Raw genomic sequence first — 26398 nt, forward strand, 5'->3', positions numbered from 1 at the left:
GATAATTAAACCAAATTACTGCCATGACATTAAGATGACATCAAGCTAGCGGTGTCACAATTTTGTCATATTGCAGGCATAGACTTACGCTTAGTGAACACCGCTGAGGATTGACTTGTGCTGGCAAAACTGAAAATTTCTGGTCGGATATTACTGTTGGGTACTATACCGTTAGTCATGGTTGTTTTGGTATTAATTGCGGCATTTTTCAGTGTTCAAGAAAAAGATAAGCTTTTCAATACACTCTACAACGATCACTTGGCTATTTTGTCCGATGTCATGTCTGTACAGCAAATCCTGCAGCAAACGGCACTGCAAGACATACGCAAGTATCGTACCGGATGGGCATCTGCTCAGGCAACAGAAGAGGCGATAAAGCAACACTTGCAGCTGGCAGAGGCCAAATGGCTAGGCTTTACTAATAGTCGGCCAAAGCAAAACAATGCAGAACACTACGCAGAATTAGATCAGGCGTTTGAAAAAGCCATTAAGCACTACCAAGAGTGGATAACCTATGCAGGCAGTGACGCGCTGTTGGTGCGTATTCTCAATGAATCTACTGTGAATAATGAAATTGAACTACGCATTACCGGTTTTACCAAGTTGGCCGAAGCCTTTATTCAAAAACAATTAGCCGCAGGTGCGGAAGTTCGTGATTCTGCGGAGCAATTTACTGCGCTGTTGGTCCAAGCCTATTTAATTGCTGGGATCATACTTTTGTTGTTAATCAGTGTGCTAATTTGGCGGGTACAGCGTTCAGTGTGTCAGCCATTATGGGCACTACGCGACATAGTAAAGCAAGTGCAACAACAGTCAGATCTAAGCTTAAGGGCAGATACCCGCGGCAAAGATGAAGTTGCAGAAGCTGCGCAGGCATTAAATCAGATGATAGCGCATTTTCAACAGTTGGTGTTCAGACTAGGTAGCAGTGCAACGGCGCTAAGTGCGCAGGCAGCAACCGTTTTTCAAAGTAGTGATGATGTCAGTAACAGTGCTGAACGTCAGGCTGATCAAGCTGCGCAGCTTGCTGCAGCAGTGCAGCAAATGAGCGCCAGTGTGTTGCATGTAGCCGGTAACGCAAAAAACGCCGCTGATGCTGCACAAAAAGCCGAGCAGTTGTGTAATGCTGGTAGAGGTGTCTCATCCGACAGTGCGAAAGGTATTGCTGCGCTGACGCAACAACTTAAACACAGTACTCAGGCTGTAAGCGAGCTAAAGCAGGAGTCAAGCCAGATTTCGACCGTATTAGATGTGATCCGTAAAATTTCAGAGCAAACCAACCTACTTGCACTTAATGCAGCGATAGAAGCCGCACGTGCTGGCGAAGCCGGCCGTGGATTTTCGGTTGTTGCAGATGAAGTGCGCACCTTGTCGGCAAATACACAGCAAGCAACTGAATCTATAGATAAGATGATTAGTCAGTTGCAGCAACGGGCGGTAAGTGCTGTCGACGCTATGCAACAGGCATATAGTGATGCTGATAACAACGTAGCCTTGGCGCAAAGTGCAGGAGAGCGATTTGCAGAACTGGCTCGTGCTGTTGAAAGTATTGCTGGGGCAAATCTAACTATTTGTAGTGCTACGGAGCAACAGCAAATTGTCTCAACGGATATTGCTAACAGTATTAACCTGCTAAACGGCGATATCTCACAATTAAGCGCAGGTGCTGGCCTTGCAGCTAAAGCAAGTGAGCAACTTAATCAACTGGCAAAGCAATTAAATGATGACTGGTTGGTGTTTGAGCAAAAATAACGCGAACATGTAGAGTCTCTGTGGCGGCAAAAGCGCCGCCAACAGATCTTGTATTGACTTAAGCTTTACGTTTAAGCAGCTTACGACTACCAATAAGCAATAAACCTGTAGCCAATAAAATCATTGTGCCAGATTCTGGAACTGGGTTTGGCTCAGCAGTAATATCGCCATTTCGGGCATTAAAAATATAACGCCCATCCATATTACTGTTTAGGCGTCCGTCAATCAGCGAATTAGCACCACCATTTAACAAAGCGCCATTGATGGCTGAACCTTGCAATTCAAAAAAAGTGCCCGCATTGCCAGTACCATTGGAAAAACCGACCCTGGCAGACGAACCACCTAAGCCGTTGGCATCACCATCACTTGCCGTGCCTGCTTCCCATAAGATACTGTCATAGTTAAAGATAATGTCGAAATCGCCAACCGCAATATCATTGCGATTAACTAAAAGCAGTTGAAAGCTATTGAAGTTGGTATGAGTAATTGAGCTAGAAAAATAATCAACATTAACCCAATTTACACCAAATGCATCCATACCATCAAATGAGCCGTAGCCATAAGTGACAGGTGAACCGTTTTCGCTGGTATCAACATCACCAAAAAATGGCGCAATAATTTGCCGGCCAGTTGACGTTAAATCAAAAGGGGTAAAAGTAGACAATGGACTGTCAAAGGTAATGTTGCCATTGTTATTAACAAATAATTGGCTAAAAACCAAGCCAAAAAAATCTACATCAAAACCGATAGATACGGCTCCTGTAGAACCATCATCATTTGGATTAAGGGTAAAATCATTGAAACCAGCGGTAATTGCACCGCCAAAGGCTGGCGCGCAAAGTGATAATGTCAAAATCCCTGTAGCAAGTGCTTTTTTTAACATTTTAGTCTCCATTAATTAATGTCGTGCTCGCAATGCAATAAATGCGCCATTAAAATAATTTATTTATTTCAAAGCATTACGTACCATCTGGTTTGTTGATGTAAAAAAAACTGTCATTGCGGGGGCTAATATTGCGATGGATTTGAAAAAGCTATACACTTGCGACGCAACCAAGGGGTGCAATTGCTGAGATGCCGAAAGGCAAACCCTTAGAACCTGATCCGGATTATACCGGCGGAGGGATGGTGCTAACTCCTCAAGCTGGTGTGATCTCTGTTTTTTTGGAGATTCATACGAAAATGCGTTTTATACCGTCATTAATTACTGTTGCAATATGCAGTAGCTACCCTCTTTATGCTTCTGATGCTGAAACGGCCGTCGAACGTATTCGTGTGCAAGGCGATTTCCGTCAGCAAGCGTTACAGAATATCTCAGGCAGTGTTGCCGTTGTCGGTGAGCAAGATACTAAACGTACCTCAGCGCAGCATCTTGATGATGTGCTCAATCAACTTGCTAATGTAAACTTTACTGCTGGGGCATCTCGCGGCCGTTATATTCAGGTGCGCGGTATCGGAGAGCGTAGTGAATTTGTCGATACTATTAACCCTTCGGTAGGTATTTTGGTCGATGGAATTGACTACTCCGGGCTTGGGATTACCGGCATTAGCGATTTGGCACAACTAGAGGTATTTCGCGGCCCTGAAGCTACCCGCTTTGGCGCAAATGCACTGGCAGGCATGATAAACCTGACGACCAAGGGCCCAACAGCTGCTGCGGAAGGTAAAGCCAGTGTAACGTTAGCGAATTTTAATAGTCGTCAGTTAGCCGCACAGTTTAGTAATAGTGTGAATAAGCAAATAGGCTATAGCCTGTCACTTGAGCAGCAAAGCTCTGACGGTTTTATCGAAAATACCTACTTGAATCGTGATGATACTAATAATATCGACGAATTTACCGGGCGTTTAAAGCTGCGCTATCAAGCCTCAGATGCGCTTACGCTGCAGTTAGTTAGTCACTTTGTCGACCAAAACAACGGTTATGATGCGTTCTCATTAGATCGTAACCGCACCACCTTGTCAGATCAGCCAGGTCAGGATCTAATTCGCAGTAAGGCCATTGCGCTGCAAGCAGATTATCGCGGCCTGCCGTTTGCTAATGTGCTTGCTCAGCTGAGTTATTTAACAGCTGACAGTGACTATGGCTTTGACGAAGACTGGAGTTATGTTGGACTGCACCCCGATGAGTATTCTACAACTGACCGTTATTTACGTCAGCGCGACCAGTTAACGCTGGACTATCGCTTTATTTCTTCGCCTGAGGGCAAACTTGGTAACAGTGATTGGGTATTGGGGCTTTATGCAGCCAATAAAAGCTTTGATTTAACCCGCCAATTTTGGAATTGGGATCTGTGGCAAGCAGATGCTTTTGTTAGCGAGTTAAGCCGCAGCAATGCGGCGGTATATGGAGAAATAAACACGCCACTTTCAGACGGTTGGAGTTTGACATCAGGCCTGCGTCTTGAACGTTACGAAGATGAGTACAGCGATAGCAGCGGCGGCAGTATCAACAATGATGACACTATGTGGGGGGCAAAGTTAAGCTTGAACTATCAGGTAAACCCGCAAGCGTTAATCTATTTACTGACATCTCGCGGATATAAAGCCGGTGGTGTAAATGGCGATGCGTTAGCCAAAGCGGCGGATGACAGCCTTGCAGATCTAAGTAGCAAAGCCAGTTTTAAACCTGAAACGCTGTATAACGCAGAGTTTGGCGTGAAGGGAGTGGCGCTTGACAATAGTGTAAGCGCACGTGTTGCTGCATTTTATATGTGGCGTGAAGACATGCAGGTAAAAGGCTGGCTAAATCCGGATAGCGGGCCGCAGTTTGCCGGTTTTATTGATAACGCAGGTAGTGGCCGGAATTACGGTATTGAGATGGAAAACCGGCTGCAATTGCATGCGCAGTTTGCGTTGTCTTTGTCGGCTAGCTGGCTCAAAACCGAATTAGGCCGCTATATCACCTTAGATGGGGATGTTTTTACCGGGCGGGAACAAGCTCAGGCACCACGGTTTCAATATAGTGTAGCGGCAGATTGGTACCTAAGTGAAGCACTACTGGTTAATGTCAGTGTACAGGGCAAGGATGAATTTTATTACTCAGATGGCCATAACGCCCGCTCCTCACGCTATGAGTTGCTTAATGCGCGGATCAGTTATCAGCTTGCACACTGGGAGCTTGCGCTATGGGCACGCAATATACTGGACAAAGACATTGGCGTACGCGGCTTTTATTTTGGTAATGACCCAAGAGACGGTTACGCGCCGCATGTTTATGAGCAGTTTGCTGAACCGCGCCGCGTTGGTATGAGCGCCAGCTACCAGTTTTAACGGAGACAATAATGCAATTATCAGTAGAAATTAGTAAATATCCGCTGGCCGATGACTATATTGGCCCCATCACTGGCTTTATTGAGCAGTTAAACACTTACGCAGACGTGACAGTATTAACCAACACGATGAGTACCCAATTGTTTGGCGAGTATGAAGCAGTAATGCAAGCGTTGCAGGAATGCATTAAATGGTCGTTTGAACGTTACGGTAAGGTGGTGTTTGTCTGCAAGTTTATCCATGGTGATTTGCGGCCATGAATGAGCTTATCACGCAGGCTATTGCACAATGGCAGCTAATGCATAGCCTTGAGCTGGTGGCAACGTTGTTGGCATTGGCTTATGTGATATTGGCATTGAAACACAGTTTGTGGTGTTGGCCAGCGGCGTTGCTGAGTACGCTGTTGTTTACCCATGTTATGTGGCAGTCGGCATTGCTGTCAGATGCGCTGTTACAGCTGTACTATGCAGGTATGGCGTTGTATGGCTGGTGGCGATGGCAACAGCTGCGCCAAGCAACACCGGGTGCGAAGGGCTCGGTGTTTGAATGGCGTTGGCAATGGCATCTGGTGCTCATTGTCATAACCGCTTTGGCAGGCTGGGTGCTGGGGATGTTTATGGCAAGCTATACGCAGGCTGATTTTGCTTATCTTGATGCACAAACCACCGCGTTCAGTGTTATGGCGACATTTTTGGTTGCACGTAAACTGGTATCAAACTGGCTGTATTGGGTAGTAATAGATGCGGTATCTATTTACGTATATGCGCAAAAACATCTGTATTTTCTTACCGGCTTGTTTATGCTGTATACGGTTATCGCTATTGCAGGGTACTTTATTTGGCGCAGTCATTATCAGCAGCAGCCAGCAGTGAAATTGAGCGTGTAACGCGGTTATGCCAACGGCTGGAATTTTTTGTCAGCCAGCCACCGTTGCAGGTTAAGCCGCTGTCTCATGGTGAAAGCAATCAAAGTTATTATGTTAAAACCGCGCGTGGTGAGTATGTGCTGCGCTGCTATCCTGCTGATTCTATGGTTTGCCGGCAGCAAGAGTTGCGCTGCCAACATGCTGCTGCCGCACAGAATCTAGCGCCGCCTCCGTTGTGTTTAAACAACCATTATCAGATTATGCTTAGTGAGTATATTCCGTTAGGTGTGGCATTCGACTATAACCTGCATGGTGCAACGGTATTGCTTACGGCACTGGCCAAATTCCACCAATTGTCGGTGCAAACCCCGCTGCTGGAGTGTTCGGTTTATTTGCAGCAGTTAGTGATGGCGTTACCTGAAAGCGATAAACCGGATGCTGAACTTGTGGCACTATTATGTAATGCAGCAGAACAAATGCATATTTTACAAAGCGATACCGTGCTCTGTCATTTGGATTTACATGCCGATAATATACTGTTTGCTGGCCAACAGCTGTGGTTACTTGATTTTGAATACAGTCAATTGGCAGACAGCAGCCTGGATTTGGCGGCGATAAGCTTACATTTTAATTTAACGCCAGCACAAGAAATGGCTATGTTGCAGGAATATGTTGGCTTGCGCCAGCAATCCGAGCTTAATACCGTAATAGAAAAAAAATTAATTGCTGCAAAGCGACTGTATTGTGGTTTCTGTTGGCTTTGGTATTTGGCAATACCAGGCTATCAGCAACAGGCAAAGCGCTGGCAACAGCGCTTGCTGCAGTTATCTGTGTAGATATCAAAGCCCGCCGAGTCGTTCAGCTAGCGTTTTATAGCGTTTTACATCATCTTCATTAAACATGGGTTTGCCACTTTCGTCTTTTTCAGCAGGAACTAATAAGTTTTCCCGCGCCAGACGTTCAACCCTAATGGTTTGCACACCTAAAAACTCTGCTACCTGCTCAACCGTCATTAACGCCATTTTGTTTTCCTTATACGTAATAAACCTAAAAGTAATAGCCTAAAATCAGCCATTTGTGAATAGGTTAAATTGCCCTGTGTATGATATCAGCAGATAAACATACTCCGTTACACTTTTTGTCACAAGCAGCTTCGCCAGTCTGTAATTTTCATGTTAATTTCTGTGCCAAACCGAATCGGAGAATCATGATGTATAAATATGCGATAGCCCTGTTAAGTTTAAGCTGTATAAATTGTGGTTGGGTCACAGCGGCTGAGCTGCCTGTACCTCTGGCTGTGCAGCAACCTTATGCGGTGAAATCAACGCACGGCGAGCGGCAGGACCCGTATTACTGGCTGCGTGACGACAGCAGAACCTCACCGACGGTACTAGACTATTTGCATCAGGAAAATAACTATTTTGCTCATTACAGTGCAGGCTATCAAGCACTTACCGATAAGCTGACAGCAGAAATTATCGGCCGCATTAAGCAAGACGATAGTTCAGTGCCTTATACCAAAGGCGACTACAGCTATTATAGTCGTTATGAAACAGGCAAAGAGTATCCAATATATTTGCGAAAGGCACTTGCAGGTGGTAGCGAGCAGGTCATGCTTGATATCAATGAATTAGCTAAAGGCAAAAGCTATTACGCAGTATCAAACTGGCAGGTAAGCCCTGATCAGAATTTTATTGCCTATATGGAAGATGACAGTGGCCGTCGTCAGTATACGTTAAAAGTGCGCGATCTTCGTACCGGCCAGGATTTGTCAGATGTTATTGCCGGCTTATCAGCCAGTATTGCCTGGGCCAAAGATAGTCAGACGCTTTATGTAGTAAAAAATGATCCGGTTACCTTACTTAGCACGCAGGTGTTGCAGCACAAGCTTGGACAGGCGCCGGCCAACGCAAAATTGGTGTATGAAGAAACAGACAACAGTTTTTATATGGGCGTGGGCAATACCACCGATGATAACTATGTTGCGATATACACCAGTAGCACGGTCTCCAGCGAAATAAAGGTGCAAGATGCCAGCAAACCAGGCAGTGACTTTAAAAGCCTTGCACCGCGTGAGCGCGATGTAAAATACAGTGCTGACCATGTGAATGGCCGTTGGATTATTCAAACTGACTGGCAAGCTCCTAACTACCGTATTATGTCGGTAGCAGCAGACAAAATAGGTGACCGCAATAACTGGCAGCCCCTAATTGCGCACAGCGACAGTGTGTTTATTCAGGACTTTGTTGCGTTTGAAAACTTCCTTGCCATCAACGAGCGCAGCGACGGCTTACGCCGTATTAAGGTTATGCCATGGAATGCTGCTGACAAAGCGTTTTATGTCGCATCTGATGAAGCGGCTTATGTTGCAGGTTTTGAGGTAAACCCACAGCAAAACAGCAACTTTTTACGCTACACCTATACCTCGTTGACCACACCTGCCAGTGTCTATCAGCTGAATATGCAAACGGGTGAAAAGCTGCTGTTAAAGCAAACTGAAGTGCCCGGTGGTTTTGACAAAAATAATTATGTCACTGACCGGGTGTGGGCAACCGCGCGTGATGGTGTAAAAGTGCCGGTTTCGCTGTTGTATAAAAAAGACGTTAAGCGCGACGGCACTGCGCCGCTGTATCAGTATGCTTATGGTTCTTATGGTGCCTCAATGGATCCATCGTTCCGCTCAAGCGTGTTATCACTGGTGGACCGCGGTTTTGTATTTGCCATCGCGCACATACGTGGTGGACAGGAAATGGGCCGGCAGTGGTATGAGGATGGTAAGTTATTAAATAAAATTAACACCTTTAATGATTACATCGATGTAACCGATTACTTAGTGGCTCAGAAGTATACTGCAAAAGACAAAGTGTTTGGTATGGGCGGCAGTGCAGGAGGATTATTGATGGGCGCGGTGGCGAATATGGCGCCAGAGAAATACCGCGGTCTGGTGGCACATGTGCCTTTTGTTGATGTTGTGACCACTATGCTGGATGAGAGTATTCCACTGACGACCAATGAGTTTGACGAATGGGGTAACCCTAAGCAAAAAGCTTATTATGATTACATGTTGTCGTATTCGCCTTACGATCAAGTGAGTAAGCAAGCTTATCCGGCAATGTTAGTGACGACCGGTTTGCATGACTCGCAGGTACAATATTTTGAACCGGCAAAATGGGTAGCCAAACTGCGCACTCATAAAACAGATAGCAACCCGCTGCTGTTTAAAACCACAATGGAAGCTGGGCACGGTGGTAAATCAGGCCGTTTTGCCCGTCAGGCACAAATTGCTGAGGAATATGCCTTTATTCTGAATTTGCTCGGTATTAATCAGTAAATTAAAACTGCTTACCTTACAAAGCCGGGTATCATGCCCGGTTTTTTTATTGCTAAACATGCAAATAGTAATGATTATCATTTGCATGTTATTGAGGTTTCGATTAAAGTGCTGCTTGCTTGTTAATAAGAATTATTATCATTAGGAGCTGCAATGTCTGTTTCACTTAAATCGGTCGTTTTTGCTACTGTACTATCGGCAACTAATTTCACTGTGCTTGCCCATGTGCCTTATTTAAACCCCGCCAGTTTTGAACCGGTGCGCGGTGATTGGGTAAGCCTAGACGCGGCCTTTGCCGACCGGTTTTTTCTGCCAGAAGCGGTGTTTGATAACAGTGCCTTTGTTGTACTGACACCGTCCGGGCAAACACAAGTACCGCTTAGTGTGCACTATGCGACAACCCGTGCAACCGCCGAGCATAAAGTCAATGCCGACGGCACTTACCGTTTTAGCACCGGCTTGCGCTATGGTGCGGTGTTCCACACCTACGAGCTAAATGGCGAGCGCAAAAACAGCCGCGACCCGGCTTTTGTGTTGCCGGCAGGGGCCAAATCTATCGCCCATTTTCAGGCTGTTACCCGGGCCGAAACTTATGTTAGCAAAGGCGCACCGGATCATGTCGCGGTACAAGCAACCGGCGAGGCGCTAGAGCTGGAGTTTTTAAGCCACCCTAATGACCTTTATACCGACAGTACGGTGCGAGCCCGGGTGCTGTACAACGGCAAGCCGCTGCCGCACCAAAATGTTAATGCTTATCTGGTGGCCAAAGGCGCCAATGATGAGCAGGCAACGCATCAGCTAACCAGCGACAGTACCGGGGTTATCAGTTTTGTGCCGCAACAACAAGGCCGCTATCTGCTGGTTAGCCGTTACCGCACTGCTGCACCCAATACCGCTGAGGTACCAACCTATAGCTATACCTACAGCGTTGTGCTGGAAGTTACTGAGTAACGGAGATGATATGAACAAGCCCCCTTTATTTACTACCCTATTTTTAGCATTAAGCAGTGCTTATCTGGCCGGTTGCAGCAGTACTGTTAGCAAAGTTGAGCTAACAGCTGCTCAACAACAGCAACTCTCTGCCGAACGGGCCGGCCATTTGCGCCAGACTCATGTGCGTTTTAACGCGTTGGACAAAGACGAAGACGGCTATATCAGCCGCGCTGAGTTTAGCCGCTCCGGTGATCGCGCCTTTGGCTATTTGGACACTAATAAGGATGGCGTGTTGTCTGCCGCCGATCCCAAGCCGGCGCCGCGTGGCGAGGATACCAGGGCAGAGCAAACCAAGGCAGAACAAAACCGGCAACAAGCCCAGCGCGCTGCACAGCCAAGGCGTGAACGCCTGCTGCAAATGCCAACCACTCATTCAGTACAGGGCATGCTGGCGATGTACGACAGCAATAATGATGGTAGCGTAAGCCTCGCCGAATATGAACAAGGCCGTGGGGCACAGTTTGTCGCTGTCGATAGCAACCGCGACGCTATGCTGAGTTACGACGAATATGTCAGTGAATTTGCTGGCCGGTTAGACCAACAAATTGCCCGCACTGCTAATAACACGGCAGATAGCAACTAAGACTCGCCAGGAGAACATTATGCAGTACACCTTACTGGCGCTGGCAATTAGCCATGCTATCGCTTTGCCACTGTTGGCACAAACCGCAACCCCAGAACTGGAAGCGGTATCGGTAACCGCGCAGTCGCTGCAAACAGCCAACAGCAAACAAACGCAGCAGCTTAGTGCCACTGAGCTGCAGCAACAACAGGCGCAGAATATTGCCGATGTGGTGCGCTTTGTACCGGGCGTAACCACCACCGATATGGGCCGCTTTGGCAGTAACGGCTTTAATATCCGCGGCCTGGACGGCGATCGGGTCGCTATTACCGTCGACGGTTTGTCGCTGGGCGAAACGCTGGACCCGCCCACCTTTGTTGCCTATGAGTTTTTCCGCTCTGCCCGTGGCGGTGTGGACATTGATGCGTTAAAACAGGTTGAAATTATCAAAGGTGCCGACGCCATTGCTGGCGGCAGTGGTGCTTTGGCCGGTGCGGTATTGTTTGTTACCAAAGATCCGGCTGACTACCTTGCGCCACAAGGTGACGACAGACATCTGGGGCTAAAAGCCGGCTTTAGCGGATTAAATGATGAAACCTCGTTCAGCACCACACTAGCAAACCGCAGCGGTAAGCTGGAATCCTTGCTGGTCTACACCCGCCGCGAAGGGGAAGAAAACCAAACGGCCCACGCCGGTGAAAATATCAGCGGTGCCGGTCGCACCCTTGCTGATCCGCTGGATTACCGCAGTGATAACATTCTGGCTAAGTTACAATATCAGTTAAATGACACTCAGCGGCTAGGCTGGACCGGTGAATACTTTAGCCAACACAGCGAGCTGGATAATAAATCCAGGTTAGACAGCACCTATTTATCACGCCATGGCGATGATGACATTGAGCGCAAGCGCGTTGGTCTGCAGTATGAGTGGCTGGCGGCGCAAACTTTTGCTGATAGTGTCAATGCCATCCTGGATTACCAGTCCAATTACACTAATGGGCTAACCACTATGCTAACCACCGGCTGCAGCGGTGCAAGCAATGGCGAAGTATCGCCCTGTCTGCGCAGTGAAGACCGTGACTTTAAGCAACAACAATTAAAGCTGGCGGTAGCGCTGGATAAAGAACTGTTTGGCAACATTGTGCAGCAGCAATGGCTTTATGGTGGTTCAGTTGAGCAGCGTAAAGTGGAGTACGCTGCGATAGACCGGCGTTATATCGGCCAGACTGACGTGCTGGCCAGCCCGCCGGTCATTGACCCGGATCAGGTGCCTGAAACTGACGTAATGGCAATAAGCCTGTATGCCCGCGACGTTGTTAAGCTGGCTCCGCGCTGGACATTAAGCCTGGGTGGCCGTTTTGATGCACTAAAATACCGCCCGCAGTTTGACCAGCAGTTTAGTGACTATACGCAAACCGTCGCTGATGTCGATTTTTCTGCCTTTACCTGGCAAAGCAATCTGACTTATCAGTTGGATACCGCCCAGCAAGTGTGGCTGCAGGCCGGGCGCGGTTTTCGCGCACCAACAGTGGCTGAAATGTACGCGCCTACCTCGCTGGTTAGCCGCACTGAAAAAGCTTCGGGCTTAGTAGTAGAGGGCCTGCTGGGCAGTATCGCCAACCCGGATCTAAAAGCCGAGCGCAGTCTGAATCTGGAAGCCGGTTACCTTTATCAAACCGACACGGTATTGTTTGGCGTATCGATATTTAATGACCGTTACAGCGATATGATAGATACCGTAGTATTGCTGCAAAACCCCGATACTGTTTACGAGAGTTGCTTCCGCGGCGTTTGTACTGAATCGCAGGGTAATCAATATACCACTATGGCCAATACCGGCGAAGCCGATGTTAAAGGGGTAGAGCTGGAAGCGGCTTGGCGCATCAGCCGCGCTGTTAGCTCGCGGCTGGCGCTGTCCTACAACGATGGCGAAACCAAAGATGGTGAGCCTCTGCGCAGTGTTAACCCGGCCTCTGCCGTATTGGGCCTGCGCTACGATGCTGCCAACTGGGACCTGACAGCAAATATTACCCACAACGCGGCGAAGAAAGCCAAAGATGCTTACAACGCCGATGACAGTGAAGCCGCAACCTACCCGTATCTGACCGACAGCTACACCGTAGTCGACTTAATGGCCAACTACGAAATCAGCCCGCAGTGGCACTTAAGTGCCGGTATTTATAACCTGTTCGACGAAGAATATTACCAATGGCAGCGGGTACGGTTTGTTACCAACTGGGTGGGCAGTGGCGTGCGCGGCGGCGTGCTGCCGGGCGGTGAAGGTTTACAGCGTTACAGTGAACCCGGCCGCTATGCCAAACTGGCTATCAGCTACAGCTTTTAATGTTCTCTCTTGCCGCTATGCAACCGCTGGCGCACAGCCTTCCCCCTGCTGCTAAAGCAGGGGGCTTTTTACTGACGCTGGGCACGGTATTAACCGCACATATATTACCGCTGGTATGGGTTCTGGTCCCAGCCAACAGCAGTGTACTAACAACACAGCCGCCAGTGTTAACCGGCATACTTGTGCAACAACCGGCCTCACAAGCTGCTGCAGCGCAGTCGTCGCCAAAGTCTGAGCAAAAGCGGGTGCCAGAGCAAATGCCTGAACGTAAACCTGAAACCGAACTTATACCTGAACCTGTTAGGGCGCCGGCAAAAACCACCGCGGTTAAGCAGCCCAACGTAATATCAGCTAAGCCCGATAAGCCTGTAACCAAACCTGTTCAGCCAGCTACGCCAGCCGAGCGTCCGCCGGAGCCTGTCTCGTTAGCTGACACGGCGACTGTTGTCGACACAGTTGCCGACACAGTTGTTGATACTGTTGCCGATAATGCGGCCACTAAGCATAGCGCAGCGGCTGCAGCTGTGCCTGTGTCTGCCCCGGTGCTAAACGCGACAGTGCACTATAACGCTCCACCGCTATATCCGCAGTTATCGCGCAAACTGCGCGAGCAAGGCACGGTAGTACTTCAGCTGACTGTGCTGGCCAGCGGCAAGGTAGCTGATGTCACGGTAGCGCAAAGCAGTGGTTACGCCAGGCTAGACAAGGCGGCGTTGCTGGCGGTGCAGCACTGGCGCTATCAACCGGCGCAGCGTGGCGGCCAAGCCATAGCTTACCGATACCGCCAGCGGCTGGAGTTTTCCTTGACTGAAGGAGTGAAATAATGACGCAACTAACAGATAATCCGTATGGCATGGCAGCGCTGTGGGCGCAGGGCGATTGGGTGATCAAAGGCGTGGCAATCTTACTGCTGCTAATGTCGGTGGCCAGTTGGAGCGTCATTATTTGGCGCAGCCTTCAGCTGTGGCATCTGCGCCCTGCCAATAACGCTTCGCGTGACTTTTGGCATGCCCAAAGCTTTGCCGAAGGTTTGCAGCTGTTGCAGCCGGGCAGCAGTGCCAGCCCTTACCGTATGCTGGCCGAAGAAGGCCAGGCGGCAGTGGATCATCACCGGCTGCATAAAGCCGATTTACACGGCCAGCTGAGTTTAAATGACTGGCTTAGCGCCTGCTTACGTAATGCTATTGACGACAATGTACAACAACTGCAGCGCGGCTTGCCGGTGCTGGCATCTGTGGGCTCAACCGCGCCTTTTATCGGCCTGTTTGGCACAGTGTGGGGTATTTATCATGCGCTGGTTAGCATCGGCGTATCCGGTCAGGCCGGCATTGATAAAGTCGCCGGCCCGGTCGGCGAAGCGCTGATCATGACGGCAGTAGGCCTGGCAGTAGCGATACCGGCAGTGCTGGGTTACAACGCGCTGCAGCGGGCTAATAAAGGCGTGATTACACGGCTTAAGCGCTTTGCCCATCAGTTACACGCCTATTTCCTGACCGGCGCGGCACCTAAAGCTAATGTCAGTGTGCTAACCACTAAGCAGGAGAGTTCGTAAATGGCTTTTTCTGCTGATTCGCAGGATGATGAAATCATCAGTGAAATTAATATGACGCCGCTGGTGGATGTGATGTTGGTATTGCTGATTATTTTTATGATCACTATGCCGGTATTAACCCAATCAGTGCTGGTAGAGTTGCCCCTGGCCAGTGCAGAGCACACTATGACACAAGCCGACAGCATCGCCATCAGCGTCCTGCGCGATGGCACTGTGCAGTGGAACAGCGAAGCGGTAACGCCAGCACAACTGCAACAAAAGCTGATGCAAATAGCAGCGTTCCCACAACAACCACCGTTGCAGCTGATGGCCGACAAAGCGGTGGAATACCGGCATGTACTTAACGTTATGGCGCTGGCGCAGCAGTTGGGTATTACGCAATTGGGGTTTGTTACTGAGCCGGTACCGTAATGCTCACTGTTGCAGTTGCCGCGTCAGCGCTGTTAACAGCGCTTGCCAATTGTGGTTAAGGATATGGCAGACGTCAAAATCAGCCACCTGTTGCATAGCAATACCAGCCAATTCAGGCTGCTGTGTTAAAAACCGCTCTGCGGTGCGGCCGTCTTCCAGCACTATTTCTACCCGGCCTTGCAACATCAGGCCAAACGCTTGTTCGTCACTGTTAACCAGTACCCTTACTCCGGCAAATTCCTGCTGCTCTGCCATTTTAAAACCACGAATATGGCTTATCAGCAAGTCGTTGCGCTGTTGCCAGTTAACCAGCTTATCTGCCGACAGGCTGTAAGCATTCAACCGCAAGGTATCCAAAGGTACCGGCACCACCAGCAGCTCCGCGTGTGTTTCATCCAGCTGGCAAATACGGAACAAATCGGCATCAATCAGCCCGTCTTTTAATAGCCGGAAGCGCCGTTGTGATGGCAGGGCAATAAACTGTGGCTGATAACCCAGCGCAGTATAAGCCGCAGTTAGCTGCTGTTGCAGCTTTTGCCGCAACGCGGAGTCACCCAGCGGTATACCAATACGCACCGGTTGCGCCAAAGCACAACTACAGGCCAGTAACAGCACAGCAAGCACAGATGATTTCACACAAATGCCCTGGATAATTAGGTAAATACAGTATAGCCAGGCTGGCAATTTGCCAAGCCGGAATGGAAGGCTGCATAACAACATCGTCTTCGGCAGCAAGCTCCTGTTCAAGGCCTTCTGTGGAATCGACAGAAAGCTGGTTTTCGCTTTCAGACTTATATTTGTTTCAATTAATTATCAAAATGTTTAATATTCGGCTCAATTAAATGTCTCTATGTGATCGAAAAAAGGAATTTATGTCTGCACTTAGCTTAAACGCATCCGAAAAACAGGATATCCAACATTTTGTTGAATCTCTGCAGAAAGTTGAACAAACAGAGAAAGATCGTTTCCTTGCGAATTTTGCCGGTAGTAACGAAGCCGGCTGGCGTCGGTTTATTAAAGGTGGATACAACCATCCCATTACTTGGTGGATTGGAATATTTCAGCTACAGATGCAAATGGGAATGTGGGGGCACGGACACAAAGGTGCTGCAAGCATCAGAGCAAATGAACTCTGGAAAATTACTCAGCCATTGCGTGATGAAATTACCGGTAAAGTTACGGGGGTAAAACGCCGATACTTTCAGACATTGTTCGTTATAACTTTAAATACCGTAAAGCCGATATTGCCGGTCGTCTTTTGGGCGGAAAATTTACCAATTATGCCAGTACGGGAGGAAAGTTAGGCAATAAAAATCTGCCGGGCAGTGCCAAAGTTGCTGTGGCAATTACTAATTTCGGCATCGCGTCTTACGGAGCAGGTATAAAGGCTATCGCTGAGGGACACAAATCGCTTGATGCAGTTATTCAATCAGTTTTAACCGGTAGACCCGATGGTTTGCCACCGGGATATAACAAGTTGGCGGATAATTCTGTAACACCACAAGAGCTGGAACTGGTGCATGGCTTAGAGTTAGGGGTATCCGAAATAATGACCTTGTCACAAGTTGAACCCGCGCCACTACCAATTAAAGAGTTTTGTGCTAAGCCGGAAAATATAAATTTAAAAGGCCTTTGTAAATGAGTGGAACCTCTCGCTTTGTCATGGGGTTGCGTCGTTTTCTGGCGGACCTGTCTTTTGAGATTTTTCTGTATGCCGGCTTAATTTCTGCTGCGGTGATCTGGTGGCAGACCGGATCTTTGTATGCTACTATTGCTGGCTTTGTTGTGGTAACTGCAGTACTTGGCACGGTTTCATACCGTCTGATTGATGCCGGGCAAGCGGATGGTCAAAAACGCTCCTGGCTGCCGCTGCTTGGAGTGGTAGGTGTTATTGCCGTCGGTACCTTGTTGGCTTACCTGTGGCAGTATTTCGTTTGAAGGTCACAATGTAAACCGTGCCGTATTAATGCTAGCCTGCTGCAGAGAATTTTGTTTTCTGAGGCCTTTCAATGCCCTATACCCGTGTTGTGCTGTTAACCCTGCTGGCACTTATTGCCTTCGCCGGTAACTCGCTGCTGTGCCGTGCGGCATTGGCGCATACCCAAATTGATGCCGCCAGTTTTACCGGTATCCGGCTGTTATCCGGTGCTGTGGTGTTGTGGGCTTTGGTAGTGCTGCGTGGTGGTAAACGCAGCGGCGGCGGTACTTGGTTATCGGCGCTGGCGCTGTTTGTTTATGCTGCCGGGTTTTCCTTTGCCTATATCCAACTTAATACCGGAGTGGGGGCGCTGATCCTGTTCGGCGCAGTGCAAACCAGCATGATAGCTTACGGCCTGTGGCGCGGTGAGCGTTTTACGCTGCTGCAGTGGGCGGGGTTGTTGCTGGCCTGCGCGGGACTGACAGGTTTGCTATTGCCCGGGCTGTCGGCACCGCCCCTGTCGGGCGCTATGCTGATGATAGCCGCTGGTGTGGCCTGGGCTGTGTACTCGCTGCGCGGTAAAGGCGCCGGCGACCCTTTGCAGGTTACGGCCGGTAACTTTATCCGCACGGTGCCTATGGCACTGCTGCTAAGCCTGGTGTTACTAAGCCGGGTGTCAGTTGACAGCTCCGGTGTTTACTTTGCCTTGTTATCCGGTGCTTTAACCTCTGGGGTGGGCTATGCCATCTGGTACAGTGCTTTGCCGCTGATAAAAGCCACCACCGCCGCCACGGTGCAGTTAAGCGTGCCGCTGCTGGCAGCACTGGGCGGGGTATTGTTGTTGCAGGAGCCGTTAACGCTGCGTCTGCTGCTGGCATCACTGGCAATTTTGGGTGGTATTGCGCTGGTGGTATTGGCAGTTAAACGCACTTAGCCCGGATGCCGGGCAATCTAATTACCGGCAGGAGCCGTCAGCAGACCGGATGCTAACATTCGGAACGCCGCAACGGCTTTGGCGGTAACCTCTGCCGGCGTGGCACTGGCAGCAATCCACAGCGCGGCATTCAGTGCCGCACCACTGAGCAGCCTGGCCGCGGCTTCGGCATCCACCGTTTTTAATACACCTTGTGCCATCAGCTGCTCCAGCTTCTGTCTGGTAGCCTGCAGGCAACTGCTTTGGCTGGGCCATTGTGACGGGTCACCCAGTACTGCCGGGCCATCCAGTAATACAATGCGCTGCACTTCGGGCTCCAGTGCCATGCGGATATAAGCAGCGCCTTCGGCCAGCAGTGCTTGCCAGTCGTCTTTTTCCAGCGCGCCAATCTGTTGCGCGCGCTGTGCCATATCAGAGTCTATCTGATCGACCACCGCAGCCAGCAGCCCGCGTTTATCGCCAAAATTGTGATACAGCGCGCCCCTGGTTAAGCCTGCTTCTGCCGTTAACTCATCCATAGATGCGGCGGCGTAACCTTTTTCGGCGAAGGCTTTTCTTGCCGCGGAGATTAGCTTGGCACGGTTATCCGCCATTGTTACAGCGCGTTTGTTCAATGCTTTATCCTTAATATCACATACGTAGCGTATATTAATTTGACATACGGCGCGTATGATTGTAGTTTATATACGCGGCGTATATTTGTTTTTCTCTGAGTATCGTATACCAGAAACAGCAGCTGCTTGTGAAGAGCCGCAGTGCATTGTTGTGGCTGTCTGGCGTAATTATCTAACCTGAGGTGAAAACTATGTCTAAGCGCGAAGCTATTTTCCCGGCCAACCGGCATGCACTGTATGAAGCACACGGCTACTCGGCCGCTATTCGTTCCGGCGATCTGTTATTTGTCTCCGGCCAGGTTGGCAGCCGTGCCGATGGCAGCCCGGAACCGGATTTTACCCGCCAGGTTGAGCTGGCATTTGACAACCTGCAGGCCACATTGGCAGCCGCAGGTTGTAGCCTGGATGACATTGTAGATGTCACAACCTTTCACACTGATCCGCAAAACCAGTTTGATGCCATTATGCAGGTGAAGCAAAAAGTGTTTCCTGCTAAGCCTTACCCAAACTGGACTGCGGTTGGTGTTAACTGGTTGTCGGGGTTTGATTTTGAAATCAAGGTTATTGCGCGTATTCCGTAACAGTATGCTCTGGCATTAACCGCTGCTGGCTGAAACAAAAATCCCCTGTAGCAGGGGATTTTTTTATGCAAAGCTGTCGTTCAGCGCTATCAGTACTTCGCGGCTACACCTTCAGCCGGTAAAGCACCTAAGATAAACTCGCGCAGATCGTCGTTCGACTTTTTCAAATCTTCGCGGCGCAGGTACATCATATGACCGCTGCGGTAGCCTTTAAAGCTAAGGCGATGTTTCATTTTACCGCTTGGGTCCAGCTGCCACATATTGTATTTTCCGTCGAAATAGTTGGTGGCGCCGTCATAGTAGCCTGACTGCGTTAATACCTTTAAGTAAGGGTTTTGTGCCATTGCCTGACGCAGGTTTTCACCGGTTTCATCTCCGCTTCTATCCCACGGATGTACCGGGCCAAACATATTGTATTTAATGTCAGTTTTGTAGTTCAGCTCTTCACGCAGGTAGTAGTTAATCGCTGGGGTAAACGAGTGCAACCAAGAGGTAAGTTCAGCATTGTAGTCTGGGCGGTCGCCCGCATCGCGTTTATCAATACCTAAATAGCGAGAATCTAAACGACCGATTGTTTGCCCGCGGTCACGTAACAGCTCTTTCCAGTAATAGTTAGTGGGGATATCCAGATTGTTCTGCAGCACAGCTTGCAAGGACAGGCCTGAGTAAGCAGCGACTTGCTGCGCAATGCGCTGTTTTTCTTCGTCACTGATGGTGTTGCCTTTGGCCAGTGCTGGTAAGTACTGATTTAAAGTAAACTGTTCTACTTCAGGCAGAATGTCATATAAATCTTTTTGCTGCAGTTCGTTATTTAGCTTTTTATGAAACCAGGCGGTGGCGGCAAAATATGGCAAACGATTGGCCGATTTTACGGGGCCTGCACGTTCTATACCTAAATCAGTGGGTGATACTAAGACTACGCCGTTTAAGTACATCCATTGCTGGTTTTGCAGAGCCAGTGCCAAGCCGGACACACGTGTGGTGCCATAGCTTTCACCAATTAAAAACTTTGGCGACTGCCAGCGCTCATTGCGGCTAACAAAGGTATTAACCCATTCAGCCAGGTATTTAACGTCGGCGTTAACGCCAAAAAACATCTTTTGTTGCTGATCTTTTGACGGCATTTTTCCGTCTTCACCAGGCAGTATGCGCGAGTAGCCTGTGTTTACCGGATTCACAAACACAATATCTGCCACATCCAGCACCGAGTAGGGGTTTGTCTGCACACCGTAAGGTTGTACCGGATAACCTTCGTCATCAATGCGCAGCGTCTTAGGACCGGTATAGGCTACATGCATCCACACTGAGGCGGAACCGGGTCCACCATTAAATGAAATAAGCAACGGGCGCTTACTGCGATCTTTAATATCACTGCGTTGATAATAAGTATAAAACAAGGTTGCGGTTGGCTTGCCTTCGTCATCCCATACTGGCTGTGTGCCGGTGGTGGCGCTATAGCTAAAACGCTTGCCGTTAACTTCGGTTTTATGCTCAGTGACTACGTTACTATCAATTTCTATCTGGCGCTCCGTTGCCGTAAGTGTTGTGCTGCACAACAGCATTAGTGCGGCAAATGTTTTAATTAGCTGCATAAGCTCCTCTGGTATCGTTATTTAAATTAAATTTCGTCTGTCCTGTGTAACGCAAAAACTGAATAATTTCAAAGCACATGAGACCAGCATACTAAAATACGCCGTTATATCCTGTATCGAAAGCGAGAAGCGAAACAAGTTAATAACGCGAATCGTTATCAGTATTATGCTGTTGAATTTAAACATAATTTTGTTTTTGTTGCTGTTTTGAGCTACACTTGATGGCATATTTTCGCGACATAGAAAAGGTAGCACGATGAAAGGCAATCCACAGGTACTGTCAAAACTTAATGAAGTGCTGACAGCTGAGTTAACCTCAATTAATCAGTACTTTCTACACGCCCGTATCTACAAAAATTGGGGCTTAAAGGCACTGAATGATGTGTGCTATAAGAAATCGATTAAAGACATGAAGCAAGCGGATGAGCTGATTGAGCGTATTTTAATGCTCGAAGGCCTGCCAAATTTGCAAGCCTTGGGCAAATTGCGCATTGGTGAAGATACACCTGAGATGCTGCAGTGCGACATGGACTTTCAGATTGAGCAATTACCCTTATTACGCAGCACTATCGCCTTGTGCGAAGTGGAGCAGGATTATGTTAGCCGCGACATACTAACCGAAATACTGGAATACGAAGAAGAACACTTAGATTGGCTGGAAACACAGCAGCATCAAATTAGCAGTATGGGGCTGGCGAACTATCTGCAAGCTCAGTTAGGGGGCGAATAAAGATGAAAGGTAATAAAAACGTTATTGATGCATTAAATGTGTTGCTGGCCAATGAGTTGGCGGCTATGGATCAGTACTTTATTCACTCACGGATGTATCACGACTGGGGTTTGCATAAGCTGTTCGAGCGCATCGATCACGAGTTCGATGACGAAAAAGGCCATGCCTCTAAGCTGATTGAACGCATTATCTTTTTAGAAGGTGTGCCGGATATGAGTAAACGTGATGCTATTCACGTGGGTAAAGATGTACCGGCCATGCTGCAAAACGACTTAAACGTAGAGTACGCCGTACAAAAGCTACTAAAGCAAACCATGGCATTGTGTGAACAACAGCAGGACTACGTTACCCGCACTATGTTGCAGCAATTATTGGATGATACCGAAGTAGACCACGCCCATTGGCTGGAGCAACAGCTTAACTTGATTAAACTGCTGGGCCTGCCCAACTATTTGCAATCACAGATGTAATCGTTACCCGCAATTACAGACGTAACGCTGCCGGTTCAGCTTTGTCCTCCGGCCGGCAGCATTATAGTCTTGTTAAGGCAATTAGCGGCATATACCCCCCGCAGTTCTTGTTAAATCATAAATGTAGCGCGCTGTTGGCCTGCGGATGATATGTTTGCAACGTTCCATTGCAACCAACTTATTTATCCTGCCGGAAGTTCGTTTAAAAATATGGCTTGCTTTCTGATCACACCTTAATGATAATTATTATCATTAAGGTGTGAGGTGTACTATGTCTTTTACTCTGCCAGACTACGTGGCAGCCTTTTTTAATGTGATTAACCTGCCACAGATCGCACAGTGGTATTCGGAGCGGGTATGAAACAGTCGTTGTTGCAATCCCCGTGGTTCGGCGGCCGTAAGTTTGCCGGCGCGGCCATTGTGTTGCTGGGTGCGGGTTATGGTTTGCAGCAGTTGGTACTATTGCTGCAACAACAACCACAGGTACGTTATGCCTTTTATGCCGGTATGGCAGCGGCAGCCGCTACCGCTGCCGGCGCAGTGCCGGCACTGTTTATGCGGCGGTTGTCGCAAAAGCTGCATGATGTGATGTTGGGCTTTGGTGCCGGCGTTATGCTGGCCGCTTGTATGTTTTCCTTAATTGTTCCTGCATTGGCGTTACTAACCGCTGGCGGTGCTTCACCCTGGTATAGCTCCGGCAGTGTGGCACTGGCTATTTTGCTGGGGGGGACCTTTATGTTGCTGCTGGAGCGGTTGGTACCGCACCAGCATTTTATTAAAGCTGAAGACCGGCTGCGCGGCCAAACCTTGCGCCGCAGCTGGCTATTTGTGTTTGCCATAGCACTACATAATATCCCGGAGGGTCTGGCAATCGGCGCCTCTTTCGCCGCCGCAAATAACGACGCTGCCATTGCGTTAGCTACCGGTATATCGGTGCAGGACATTCCCGAGGGCCTGGTGGTAGCGATGGCCTTGATGGCGGTGGGTTATAGCCGCGCACTGGCAGTGGGCATAGCCGTGTTGTCCGGTTTAACCGAGCCGGTGATGGCAATTATTGGTGCGTCCGTGCTGGGCGAGTCTAGCCTGTTGTTACCCTGGGGCCTGGCGCTTGCTGCCGGTGCTATGTTGTTTGTCATAAGCCATGAAATGATCCCCGAATCACATCGTCAGGGGCATGAACTTGCTGCCACCAATGGTTTAATGTTGGGCTTTGTATTAATGATGTTGCTGGACACCGCCCTGAGTTGACAGCGTCAACCCGACACATTTTATTACAATCCAGTTATCGCCTGCGCTGGCGGCTAGCCGTGGTTTTTATTACATTGGCCGTCACATAACGTAACAATTTGTCTAATCGTGGTGAACCAATGAAAAAATTATTTGTTATCAGCGCTGTCGCGCTGGCGGTACTGACCGGCTGTGCCGGCGAGCGCAGTATCAGTGCCGACGCAGCTGCCGTGCAGCAACAACTGCAAGGCCAGGTATTAGCCAGCCCGAATGATAACCGTGCCTATAAAACTATTGTGTTACCCAATAAACTGGAAGTGATGTTGGTGTCTGATCCGGCTGCGGAAAAGTCTGCCGCTGCGCTTAGTGTGGGCGTGGGTTTACTGCAAGACCCGATGAGCCAACAAGGTATGGCGCATTATTTAGAGCATATGCTGTTTTTAGGCACCGAGCGCTACCCAGACACTAATGAATACAGCGCATTTATGACCGCAAACGGTGGAGCACAAAACGCTTACACCTGGCTGGACATCACCAACTATATGTTCAAGGTAAATAACGGGGCGTACGATGAAGCACTGGATCGGTTTTCAGACTTTTTCAAAGCACCTAAGCTATATCCGGAATACACCGATAAAGAAAAAAATGCCGTTAATGCTGAATGGTCAATGCGCCGCGAAATGGACTTTTTTGGCCAGTATAAACTGGCGCGGGAAATGATGGGCAGCCACCCGGCAAACCGCTTCCTGATTGGTAACCTGGAAACGTTGGGCGATAAAGAAAATAGCAAGTTGCACACTGAAACGGTGGGGTTTTATAACAAATACTATTCAGCCAATATTATGAAGGCAGTGCTGCTGAGTAACTTGCCAATTAATGAAATGGAGAAGCTGGCGCTCAAACATTTTAGCAGTATTGAGAATAAAAACATTGCCAAGCCTGAAGTTAAAGACAGCTTGGATTTCTCTACTGCCAGTGCCAAACGCATCCATTATGTTCCTAATCAGGACGTAAAACAGCTGAAACTGGATTTCACTATCCGCAATAACAGTGAACAGTTTGCCAGTAAACCGAATGAGTTTATTACCTATCTGCTGGGATCAGAAATGCCGGGCACGCCTGCTCAGCAACTTAAAGCGATGGGGTTAATTTCGCGCTTAAATGCTACTGCTTCACCGGACTTATACGGTAATTATGGTTCGCTCAGTATCGATCTCGAGCTGACCGACGCCGGTATGCAAAACCGCGAAGGTATTGTTGCCACTATTATGCAATATATCGATCTGGTGAAAAAACAGGGCGTTAACAGCAAATACTTCAGTGAAATTCAGACCAGCCTGAATAACCAATTCCGCTTTCTGGAAAAAGGTGACGAGTTTGGTTATGTGTCAAACCTGGCTGATGCCATGCAAAAGGTACCGTCGCGTAACGCCATAAATGCACCTTTCTATTATCAGCAGTTTGATGCTAAGGCTGTGAATGATGTACTTGCACAATTAACGCCGTCACATCTGCGCGTGTGGTACATCAGTAAACAGGAACCGCATGACTCAGCTCTGCATTTCTATGATGGTAAATACAAAATTGCCGATATTAGTGCAGAAGAGCAGCAAAGCTGGCAGCAATCACCGCAGTTAGCACTGAACTTGCCGGCGGTAAACCGCATGTTGCCGCAAAACTTTGATTTAATTGCAGCTAAAGCGCAGGAAAAGCCGGAAGTCGTGCTTAAGGAAAATGGCGTAACGGCTTGGTTATACCCAAGCCAGTTATTTGCCAGCCAACCACGCGGCGTGGTTGAAATTTTCTTTAACACTGACGCGCCATTAAACGATATTAAAGCTAAGGTGCTGCTGGCACTGTGGGATGATTTATACAGCCTGCAACAAAGCGCGCTGGCCACTGAAGCCGATATCGCCGGTATGCAGCTGCGCCTGAGTACAGGTACCGGTCTGGCATTAACGGTTGGCGGCTTTACTGATAAACAGCCAGAGTTGCTTCAACAAGCGCTGGCGGGTTTACAGGTGAGCACTGATGCACAAAGCTTTGCTCAGGCCAAAGATCGCTATGTACGTGGCCTGCAGAACATGGGGAAACAGTTTCCGTTCCGTCAGGCATTTGCTGCCTATAGCGGTTTAGTGCGCAATGGTAACTATGAAATGTCAGACTTAATTGCTGCAGCACAAAGCCTGACTGAGCAGGATTTACTGCAATTTATGAATACCACACTTGGCAACAATCAGCTGCGTATTTTCGCCTTTGGTAACTACGATAATGCCGCTGTTGCTAAAATTTCCAGCGAAGTGACGCAGGCGCTGCCGAAAAAACGTACTGAATTAGCTTACAGCCGCACTAAGTACTGGCAGCCGGCAAAAGGTGAAACCCTGGTGCTGCAGCGTGATATAGATGTTGCTGATGTTGCACTGATCGATGCCCACATTCACCCACAGCCGAGTTATGCTCAATTGGCCCGTGCCACAGTGCTACGCAGCCACTTTAGTAATATCGCTTTTGATAAACTGCGTACCGAAGAGCAGTTAGCCTATGCGGTTGGTGGCACTTCAATGCAGCTTGAAGACTACGTAGGCTTTGCTATGTATATTCAGACGCCGGTAAAAAATGTCGTTGATATGCAGGCGCGGTTTGACAGCTTTAAACAGCAATATGCTGCTGAACTGGACAAGTTAAGCGAAGAGGAATTTGCCAAACTGAAAGCCAGTACGCTGATCACGCTTAAAGAGCCTAAGAAGAACCTGCGCGAAGAGTTTGGCCCGTTTATCACCGACTGGTACCGTGAAAAGTTCAGTTTTGACAGCGAGCAACGTCTTATCGATGCCGTTGAGCAAGTATCATTGGCAGATGTTAAAGCGTTTTACCGTGAAACCATGCTAAACAAGGACGCAGCACGTATCTCGGTGCAAATGCGCGGCACGTCGTTTCAGGACCAACCGTTTGCAGATATACCAGGCCAGAAAAAAATAACGGATATCGCCGCATTTCATAAAGAAATGAAAAAGCAGTAAGTCGCTTGTAACAAAAAAACGCAGCCTGGGCTGCGTTTTTTGTCTTTGTAGGCTGGGGAAATAACAGCCTGACTAAAAATAGTTTGAGTAATCACTTTAAACAACTTGGTTGTATGTCGGTAATGGCCGATATAACAGCAAGCAAGGTGATTACGCTGATACCCAGCATCACAACTTTTTCACTAATGGGAAATTAAAACAACCGGCTATACCGCTGGCCTTGTCTTGCCAT

The 26398-nt window shown here is 48.6% G+C and carries 26 protein-coding genes and 1 riboswitch; of the genes, 21 read left to right on the forward strand and 5 right to left on the reverse strand.

Annotated elements, in window-relative coordinates; all coding sequences use genetic code 11:
- Positions 1-117: 117 nt before the first annotated feature.
- Positions 118-1752, forward strand: a complete 1635-nt coding sequence (locus ORJ00_RS08465) for a methyl-accepting chemotaxis protein (RefSeq protein ID WP_306125761.1) — start codon at positions 118-120, stop codon at positions 1750-1752.
- Between the two features lie 58 nt (positions 1753-1810).
- On the opposite strand, the gene ORJ00_RS08470 is transcribed toward ORJ00_RS08465, so the two are convergent.
- Complete coding sequence (locus ORJ00_RS08470; RefSeq protein WP_306125760.1) at positions 1811-2635, reverse strand: nidogen-like domain-containing protein; 825 nt, start codon at positions 2633-2635, stop codon at positions 1811-1813.
- A 163-nt stretch (positions 2636-2798) separates the two neighbouring features.
- A riboswitch (TPP riboswitch) is annotated at positions 2799-2895 on the forward strand.
- A gap of 39 nt (positions 2896-2934) precedes the next feature.
- On the opposite strand from ORJ00_RS08470, the gene ORJ00_RS08475 reads away from it, so the two are divergent.
- From ORJ00_RS08475 to ORJ00_RS08490, 4 genes are read left to right on the forward strand one after another with little or no spacing between them, the layout of a single operon-like run.
- Positions 2935-5022: a TonB-dependent receptor gene (locus tag ORJ00_RS08475; protein WP_027671410.1), complete on the forward strand. Its 2088-nt coding sequence runs from the start codon at positions 2935-2937 to the stop codon at positions 5020-5022.
- 11 nt (positions 5023-5033) lie between these two features.
- Entirely contained in the window at positions 5034-5282 is a 249-nt protein-coding gene (locus ORJ00_RS08480; protein ID WP_027671409.1) for a YkoF family thiamine/hydroxymethylpyrimidine-binding protein, read from the forward strand.
- Positions 5279-5908 (forward strand): nicotinamide riboside transporter PnuC, encoded by a 630-nt coding sequence (gene pnuC / locus ORJ00_RS08485; protein WP_306139562.1) that lies wholly within the window; start codon positions 5279-5281, stop codon positions 5906-5908. The genes ORJ00_RS08480 and pnuC overlap by 4 nt, the downstream gene beginning before the upstream one ends.
- Complete coding sequence (locus ORJ00_RS08490) at positions 5860-6723, forward strand: choline/ethanolamine kinase family protein (protein ID WP_306125758.1); 864 nt, start codon at positions 5860-5862, stop codon at positions 6721-6723. Before pnuC ends, ORJ00_RS08490 begins: the two co-directional genes overlap by 49 nt.
- 3 nt (positions 6724-6726) lie before the next feature.
- On the opposite strand, the gene ORJ00_RS08495 is transcribed toward ORJ00_RS08490, so the two are convergent.
- A complete protein-coding gene (locus ORJ00_RS08495) occupies positions 6727-6909 on the reverse strand; it encodes a MerR family transcriptional regulator (RefSeq protein WP_027671406.1) in 183 nt (60 codons plus the stop codon).
- A gap of 185 nt (positions 6910-7094) precedes the next feature.
- Here ORJ00_RS08495 and ORJ00_RS08500 point away from each other — a divergent pair, with 185 nt between their 5' ends.
- The 7 genes from ORJ00_RS08500 (at position 7095) to ORJ00_RS08530 (ending at position 15080) form a co-directional block, all read left to right on the forward strand.
- The gene (locus ORJ00_RS08500; RefSeq protein ID WP_306125756.1) at positions 7095-9218 is read left to right on the forward strand and encodes a S9 family peptidase; all 2124 of its coding nucleotides are present in this window, start codon (positions 7095-7097) and stop codon (positions 9216-9218) included.
- A 153-nt stretch (positions 9219-9371) separates the two neighbouring features.
- Positions 9372-10169, forward strand: a complete 798-nt coding sequence (locus tag ORJ00_RS08505) for a DUF4198 domain-containing protein (protein ID WP_306139563.1) — start codon at positions 9372-9374, stop codon at positions 10167-10169.
- 10 nt (positions 10170-10179) lie between these two features.
- Entirely contained in the window at positions 10180-10794 is a 615-nt protein-coding gene (locus ORJ00_RS08510; RefSeq protein ID WP_305977209.1) for an EF-hand domain-containing protein, read from the forward strand.
- Positions 10795-10813: 19 nt separating this feature from the next.
- Positions 10814-13117 carry a TonB-dependent hemoglobin/transferrin/lactoferrin family receptor gene (locus ORJ00_RS08515; RefSeq protein WP_306139565.1) on the forward strand — a complete coding sequence of 768 codons (2304 nt, stop codon included), beginning with the start codon at positions 10814-10816 and terminating at the stop codon, positions 13115-13117.
- Positions 13117-13941: an energy transducer TonB gene (locus ORJ00_RS08520; protein ID WP_306139567.1), complete on the forward strand. Its 825-nt coding sequence runs from the start codon at positions 13117-13119 to the stop codon at positions 13939-13941. Before ORJ00_RS08515 ends, ORJ00_RS08520 begins: the two co-directional genes overlap by 1 nt.
- Positions 13941-14669, forward strand: a complete 729-nt coding sequence (locus tag ORJ00_RS08525; protein ID WP_305977206.1) for a MotA/TolQ/ExbB proton channel family protein — start codon at positions 13941-13943, stop codon at positions 14667-14669. Before ORJ00_RS08520 ends, ORJ00_RS08525 begins: the two co-directional genes overlap by 1 nt.
- Positions 14670-15080 carry an ExbD/TolR family protein gene (locus ORJ00_RS08530; RefSeq protein ID WP_306137976.1) on the forward strand — a complete coding sequence of 137 codons (411 nt, stop codon included), beginning with the start codon at positions 14670-14672 and terminating at the stop codon, positions 15078-15080. It abuts the gene before it with no gap.
- 3 nt (positions 15081-15083) lie between these two features.
- Here ORJ00_RS08530 and ORJ00_RS08535 read toward each other — a convergent pair whose 3' ends face one another.
- Positions 15084-15716 carry a hypothetical protein gene (locus tag ORJ00_RS08535; protein ID WP_306139568.1) on the reverse strand — a complete coding sequence of 211 codons (633 nt, stop codon included), beginning with the start codon at positions 15714-15716 and terminating at the stop codon, positions 15084-15086.
- A gap of 236 nt (positions 15717-15952) precedes the next feature.
- Between ORJ00_RS08535 and ORJ00_RS08540 the strand changes: the two genes are divergently transcribed.
- From ORJ00_RS08540 to ORJ00_RS08555, 4 genes are all read left to right on the forward strand, one after another.
- A complete protein-coding gene (locus tag ORJ00_RS08540) occupies positions 15953-16384 on the forward strand; it encodes a hypothetical protein (protein WP_305977203.1) in 432 nt (143 codons plus the stop codon).
- Positions 16385-16419: 35 nt separating this feature from the next.
- Positions 16420-16722 carry a hypothetical protein gene (locus tag ORJ00_RS08545; protein ID WP_306125755.1) on the forward strand — a complete coding sequence of 101 codons (303 nt, stop codon included), beginning with the start codon at positions 16420-16422 and terminating at the stop codon, positions 16720-16722.
- Positions 16719-17018 (forward strand): hypothetical protein, encoded by a 300-nt coding sequence (locus ORJ00_RS08550; protein ID WP_306139569.1) that lies wholly within the window; start codon positions 16719-16721, stop codon positions 17016-17018. Before ORJ00_RS08545 ends, ORJ00_RS08550 begins: the two co-directional genes overlap by 4 nt.
- Before the next feature lie 71 nt (positions 17019-17089).
- A complete protein-coding gene (locus tag ORJ00_RS08555; protein WP_305977200.1) occupies positions 17090-17932 on the forward strand; it encodes an EamA family transporter in 843 nt (280 codons plus the stop codon).
- 17 nt (positions 17933-17949) lie between these two features.
- Here ORJ00_RS08555 and ORJ00_RS08560 read toward each other — a convergent pair whose 3' ends face one another.
- Complete coding sequence (locus ORJ00_RS08560; protein ID WP_305977199.1) at positions 17950-18546, reverse strand: TetR/AcrR family transcriptional regulator; 597 nt, start codon at positions 18544-18546, stop codon at positions 17950-17952.
- Positions 18547-18737: 191 nt separating this feature from the next.
- Between ORJ00_RS08560 and ORJ00_RS08565 the strand changes: the two genes are divergently transcribed.
- Positions 18738-19127: a RidA family protein gene (locus ORJ00_RS08565; RefSeq protein ID WP_306139570.1), complete on the forward strand. Its 390-nt coding sequence runs from the start codon at positions 18738-18740 to the stop codon at positions 19125-19127.
- A gap of 89 nt (positions 19128-19216) precedes the next feature.
- On the opposite strand, the gene ORJ00_RS08570 is transcribed toward ORJ00_RS08565, so the two are convergent.
- On the reverse strand, positions 19217-20719 hold the full coding sequence (locus ORJ00_RS08570; protein WP_306125754.1) for a S10 family peptidase: 1503 nt from the start codon (positions 20717-20719) through the stop codon (positions 19217-19219).
- A gap of 256 nt (positions 20720-20975) precedes the next feature.
- Here ORJ00_RS08570 and bfr (ORJ00_RS08575) point away from each other — a divergent pair, with 256 nt between their 5' ends.
- The 4 genes from bfr (ORJ00_RS08575) (at position 20976) to ORJ00_RS08590 (ending at position 26166) form a co-directional block, all read left to right on the forward strand.
- Positions 20976-21449 (forward strand): bacterioferritin, encoded by a 474-nt coding sequence (gene bfr, locus ORJ00_RS08575; protein WP_027671402.1) that lies wholly within the window; start codon positions 20976-20978, stop codon positions 21447-21449.
- Between the two features lie 2 nt (positions 21450-21451).
- Positions 21452-21919, forward strand: a complete 468-nt coding sequence (gene bfr, locus ORJ00_RS08580) for a bacterioferritin (protein ID WP_306125753.1) — start codon at positions 21452-21454, stop codon at positions 21917-21919.
- Between the two features lie 357 nt (positions 21920-22276).
- Entirely contained in the window at positions 22277-23167 is an 891-nt protein-coding gene (locus ORJ00_RS08585; protein WP_305977696.1) for a ZIP family metal transporter, read from the forward strand.
- 119 nt (positions 23168-23286) lie between these two features.
- Positions 23287-26166: an insulinase family protein gene (locus ORJ00_RS08590; RefSeq protein WP_306139571.1), complete on the forward strand. Its 2880-nt coding sequence runs from the start codon at positions 23287-23289 to the stop codon at positions 26164-26166.
- The last annotated feature ends 232 nt before the right edge of the window (positions 26167-26398 follow it).

Source organism: Rheinheimera baltica (assembly GCF_030731985.1).
GTDB lineage: Bacteria > Pseudomonadota > Gammaproteobacteria > Enterobacterales > Alteromonadaceae > Alishewanella > Alishewanella baltica.

Bases quoted from the DNA above. Each gene is read 5' to 3' on its own strand.
- ORJ00_RS08570 (WP_306125754.1), bottom strand. From the start codon at position 20,719: ATGCAGCTAATTAAAACATTTGCCGCACTAATGCTGTTGTGCAGCACA.
- ORJ00_RS08480 (WP_027671409.1), top strand. From the start codon at position 5,034: ATGCAATTATCAGTAGAAATTAGTAAATATCCGCTGGCCGATGACTAT.
- ORJ00_RS08565 (WP_306139570.1), top strand. From the start codon at position 18,738: ATGTCTAAGCGCGAAGCTATTTTCCCGGCCAACCGGCATGCACTGTAT.
- ORJ00_RS08520 (WP_306139567.1), top strand. From the start codon at position 13,117: ATGTTCTCTCTTGCCGCTATGCAACCGCTGGCGCACAGCCTTCCCCCT.
- ORJ00_RS08495 (WP_027671406.1), bottom strand. From the start codon at position 6,909: ATGGCGTTAATGACGGTTGAGCAGGTAGCAGAGTTTTTAGGTGTGCAA.
- ORJ00_RS08505 (WP_306139563.1), top strand. From the start codon at position 9,372: ATGTCTGTTTCACTTAAATCGGTCGTTTTTGCTACTGTACTATCGGCA.
- ORJ00_RS08515 (WP_306139565.1), top strand. From the start codon at position 10,814: ATGCAGTACACCTTACTGGCGCTGGCAATTAGCCATGCTATCGCTTTG.
- ORJ00_RS08510 (WP_305977209.1), top strand. From the start codon at position 10,180: ATGAACAAGCCCCCTTTATTTACTACCCTATTTTTAGCATTAAGCAGT.
- ORJ00_RS08475 (WP_027671410.1), top strand. From the start codon at position 2,935: ATGCGTTTTATACCGTCATTAATTACTGTTGCAATATGCAGTAGCTAC.
- pnuC (WP_306139562.1), top strand. From the start codon at position 5,279: ATGAATGAGCTTATCACGCAGGCTATTGCACAATGGCAGCTAATGCAT.
- ORJ00_RS08500 (WP_306125756.1), top strand. From the start codon at position 7,095: ATGATGTATAAATATGCGATAGCCCTGTTAAGTTTAAGCTGTATAAAT.
- bfr (WP_306125753.1), top strand. From the start codon at position 21,452: ATGAAAGGTAATAAAAACGTTATTGATGCATTAAATGTGTTGCTGGCC.
- ORJ00_RS08555 (WP_305977200.1), top strand. From the start codon at position 17,090: ATGCCCTATACCCGTGTTGTGCTGTTAACCCTGCTGGCACTTATTGCC.
- ORJ00_RS08585 (WP_305977696.1), top strand. From the start codon at position 22,277: ATGAAACAGTCGTTGTTGCAATCCCCGTGGTTCGGCGGCCGTAAGTTT.
- ORJ00_RS08525 (WP_305977206.1), top strand. From the start codon at position 13,941: ATGACGCAACTAACAGATAATCCGTATGGCATGGCAGCGCTGTGGGCG.
- ORJ00_RS08550 (WP_306139569.1), top strand. From the start codon at position 16,719: ATGAGTGGAACCTCTCGCTTTGTCATGGGGTTGCGTCGTTTTCTGGCG.
- ORJ00_RS08540 (WP_305977203.1), top strand. From the start codon at position 15,953: ATGTCTGCACTTAGCTTAAACGCATCCGAAAAACAGGATATCCAACAT.
- bfr (WP_027671402.1), top strand. From the start codon at position 20,976: ATGAAAGGCAATCCACAGGTACTGTCAAAACTTAATGAAGTGCTGACA.
- ORJ00_RS08470 (WP_306125760.1), bottom strand. From the start codon at position 2,635: ATGTTAAAAAAAGCACTTGCTACAGGGATTTTGACATTATCACTTTGC.
- ORJ00_RS08530 (WP_306137976.1), top strand. From the start codon at position 14,670: ATGGCTTTTTCTGCTGATTCGCAGGATGATGAAATCATCAGTGAAATT.
- ORJ00_RS08590 (WP_306139571.1), top strand. From the start codon at position 23,287: ATGAAAAAATTATTTGTTATCAGCGCTGTCGCGCTGGCGGTACTGACC.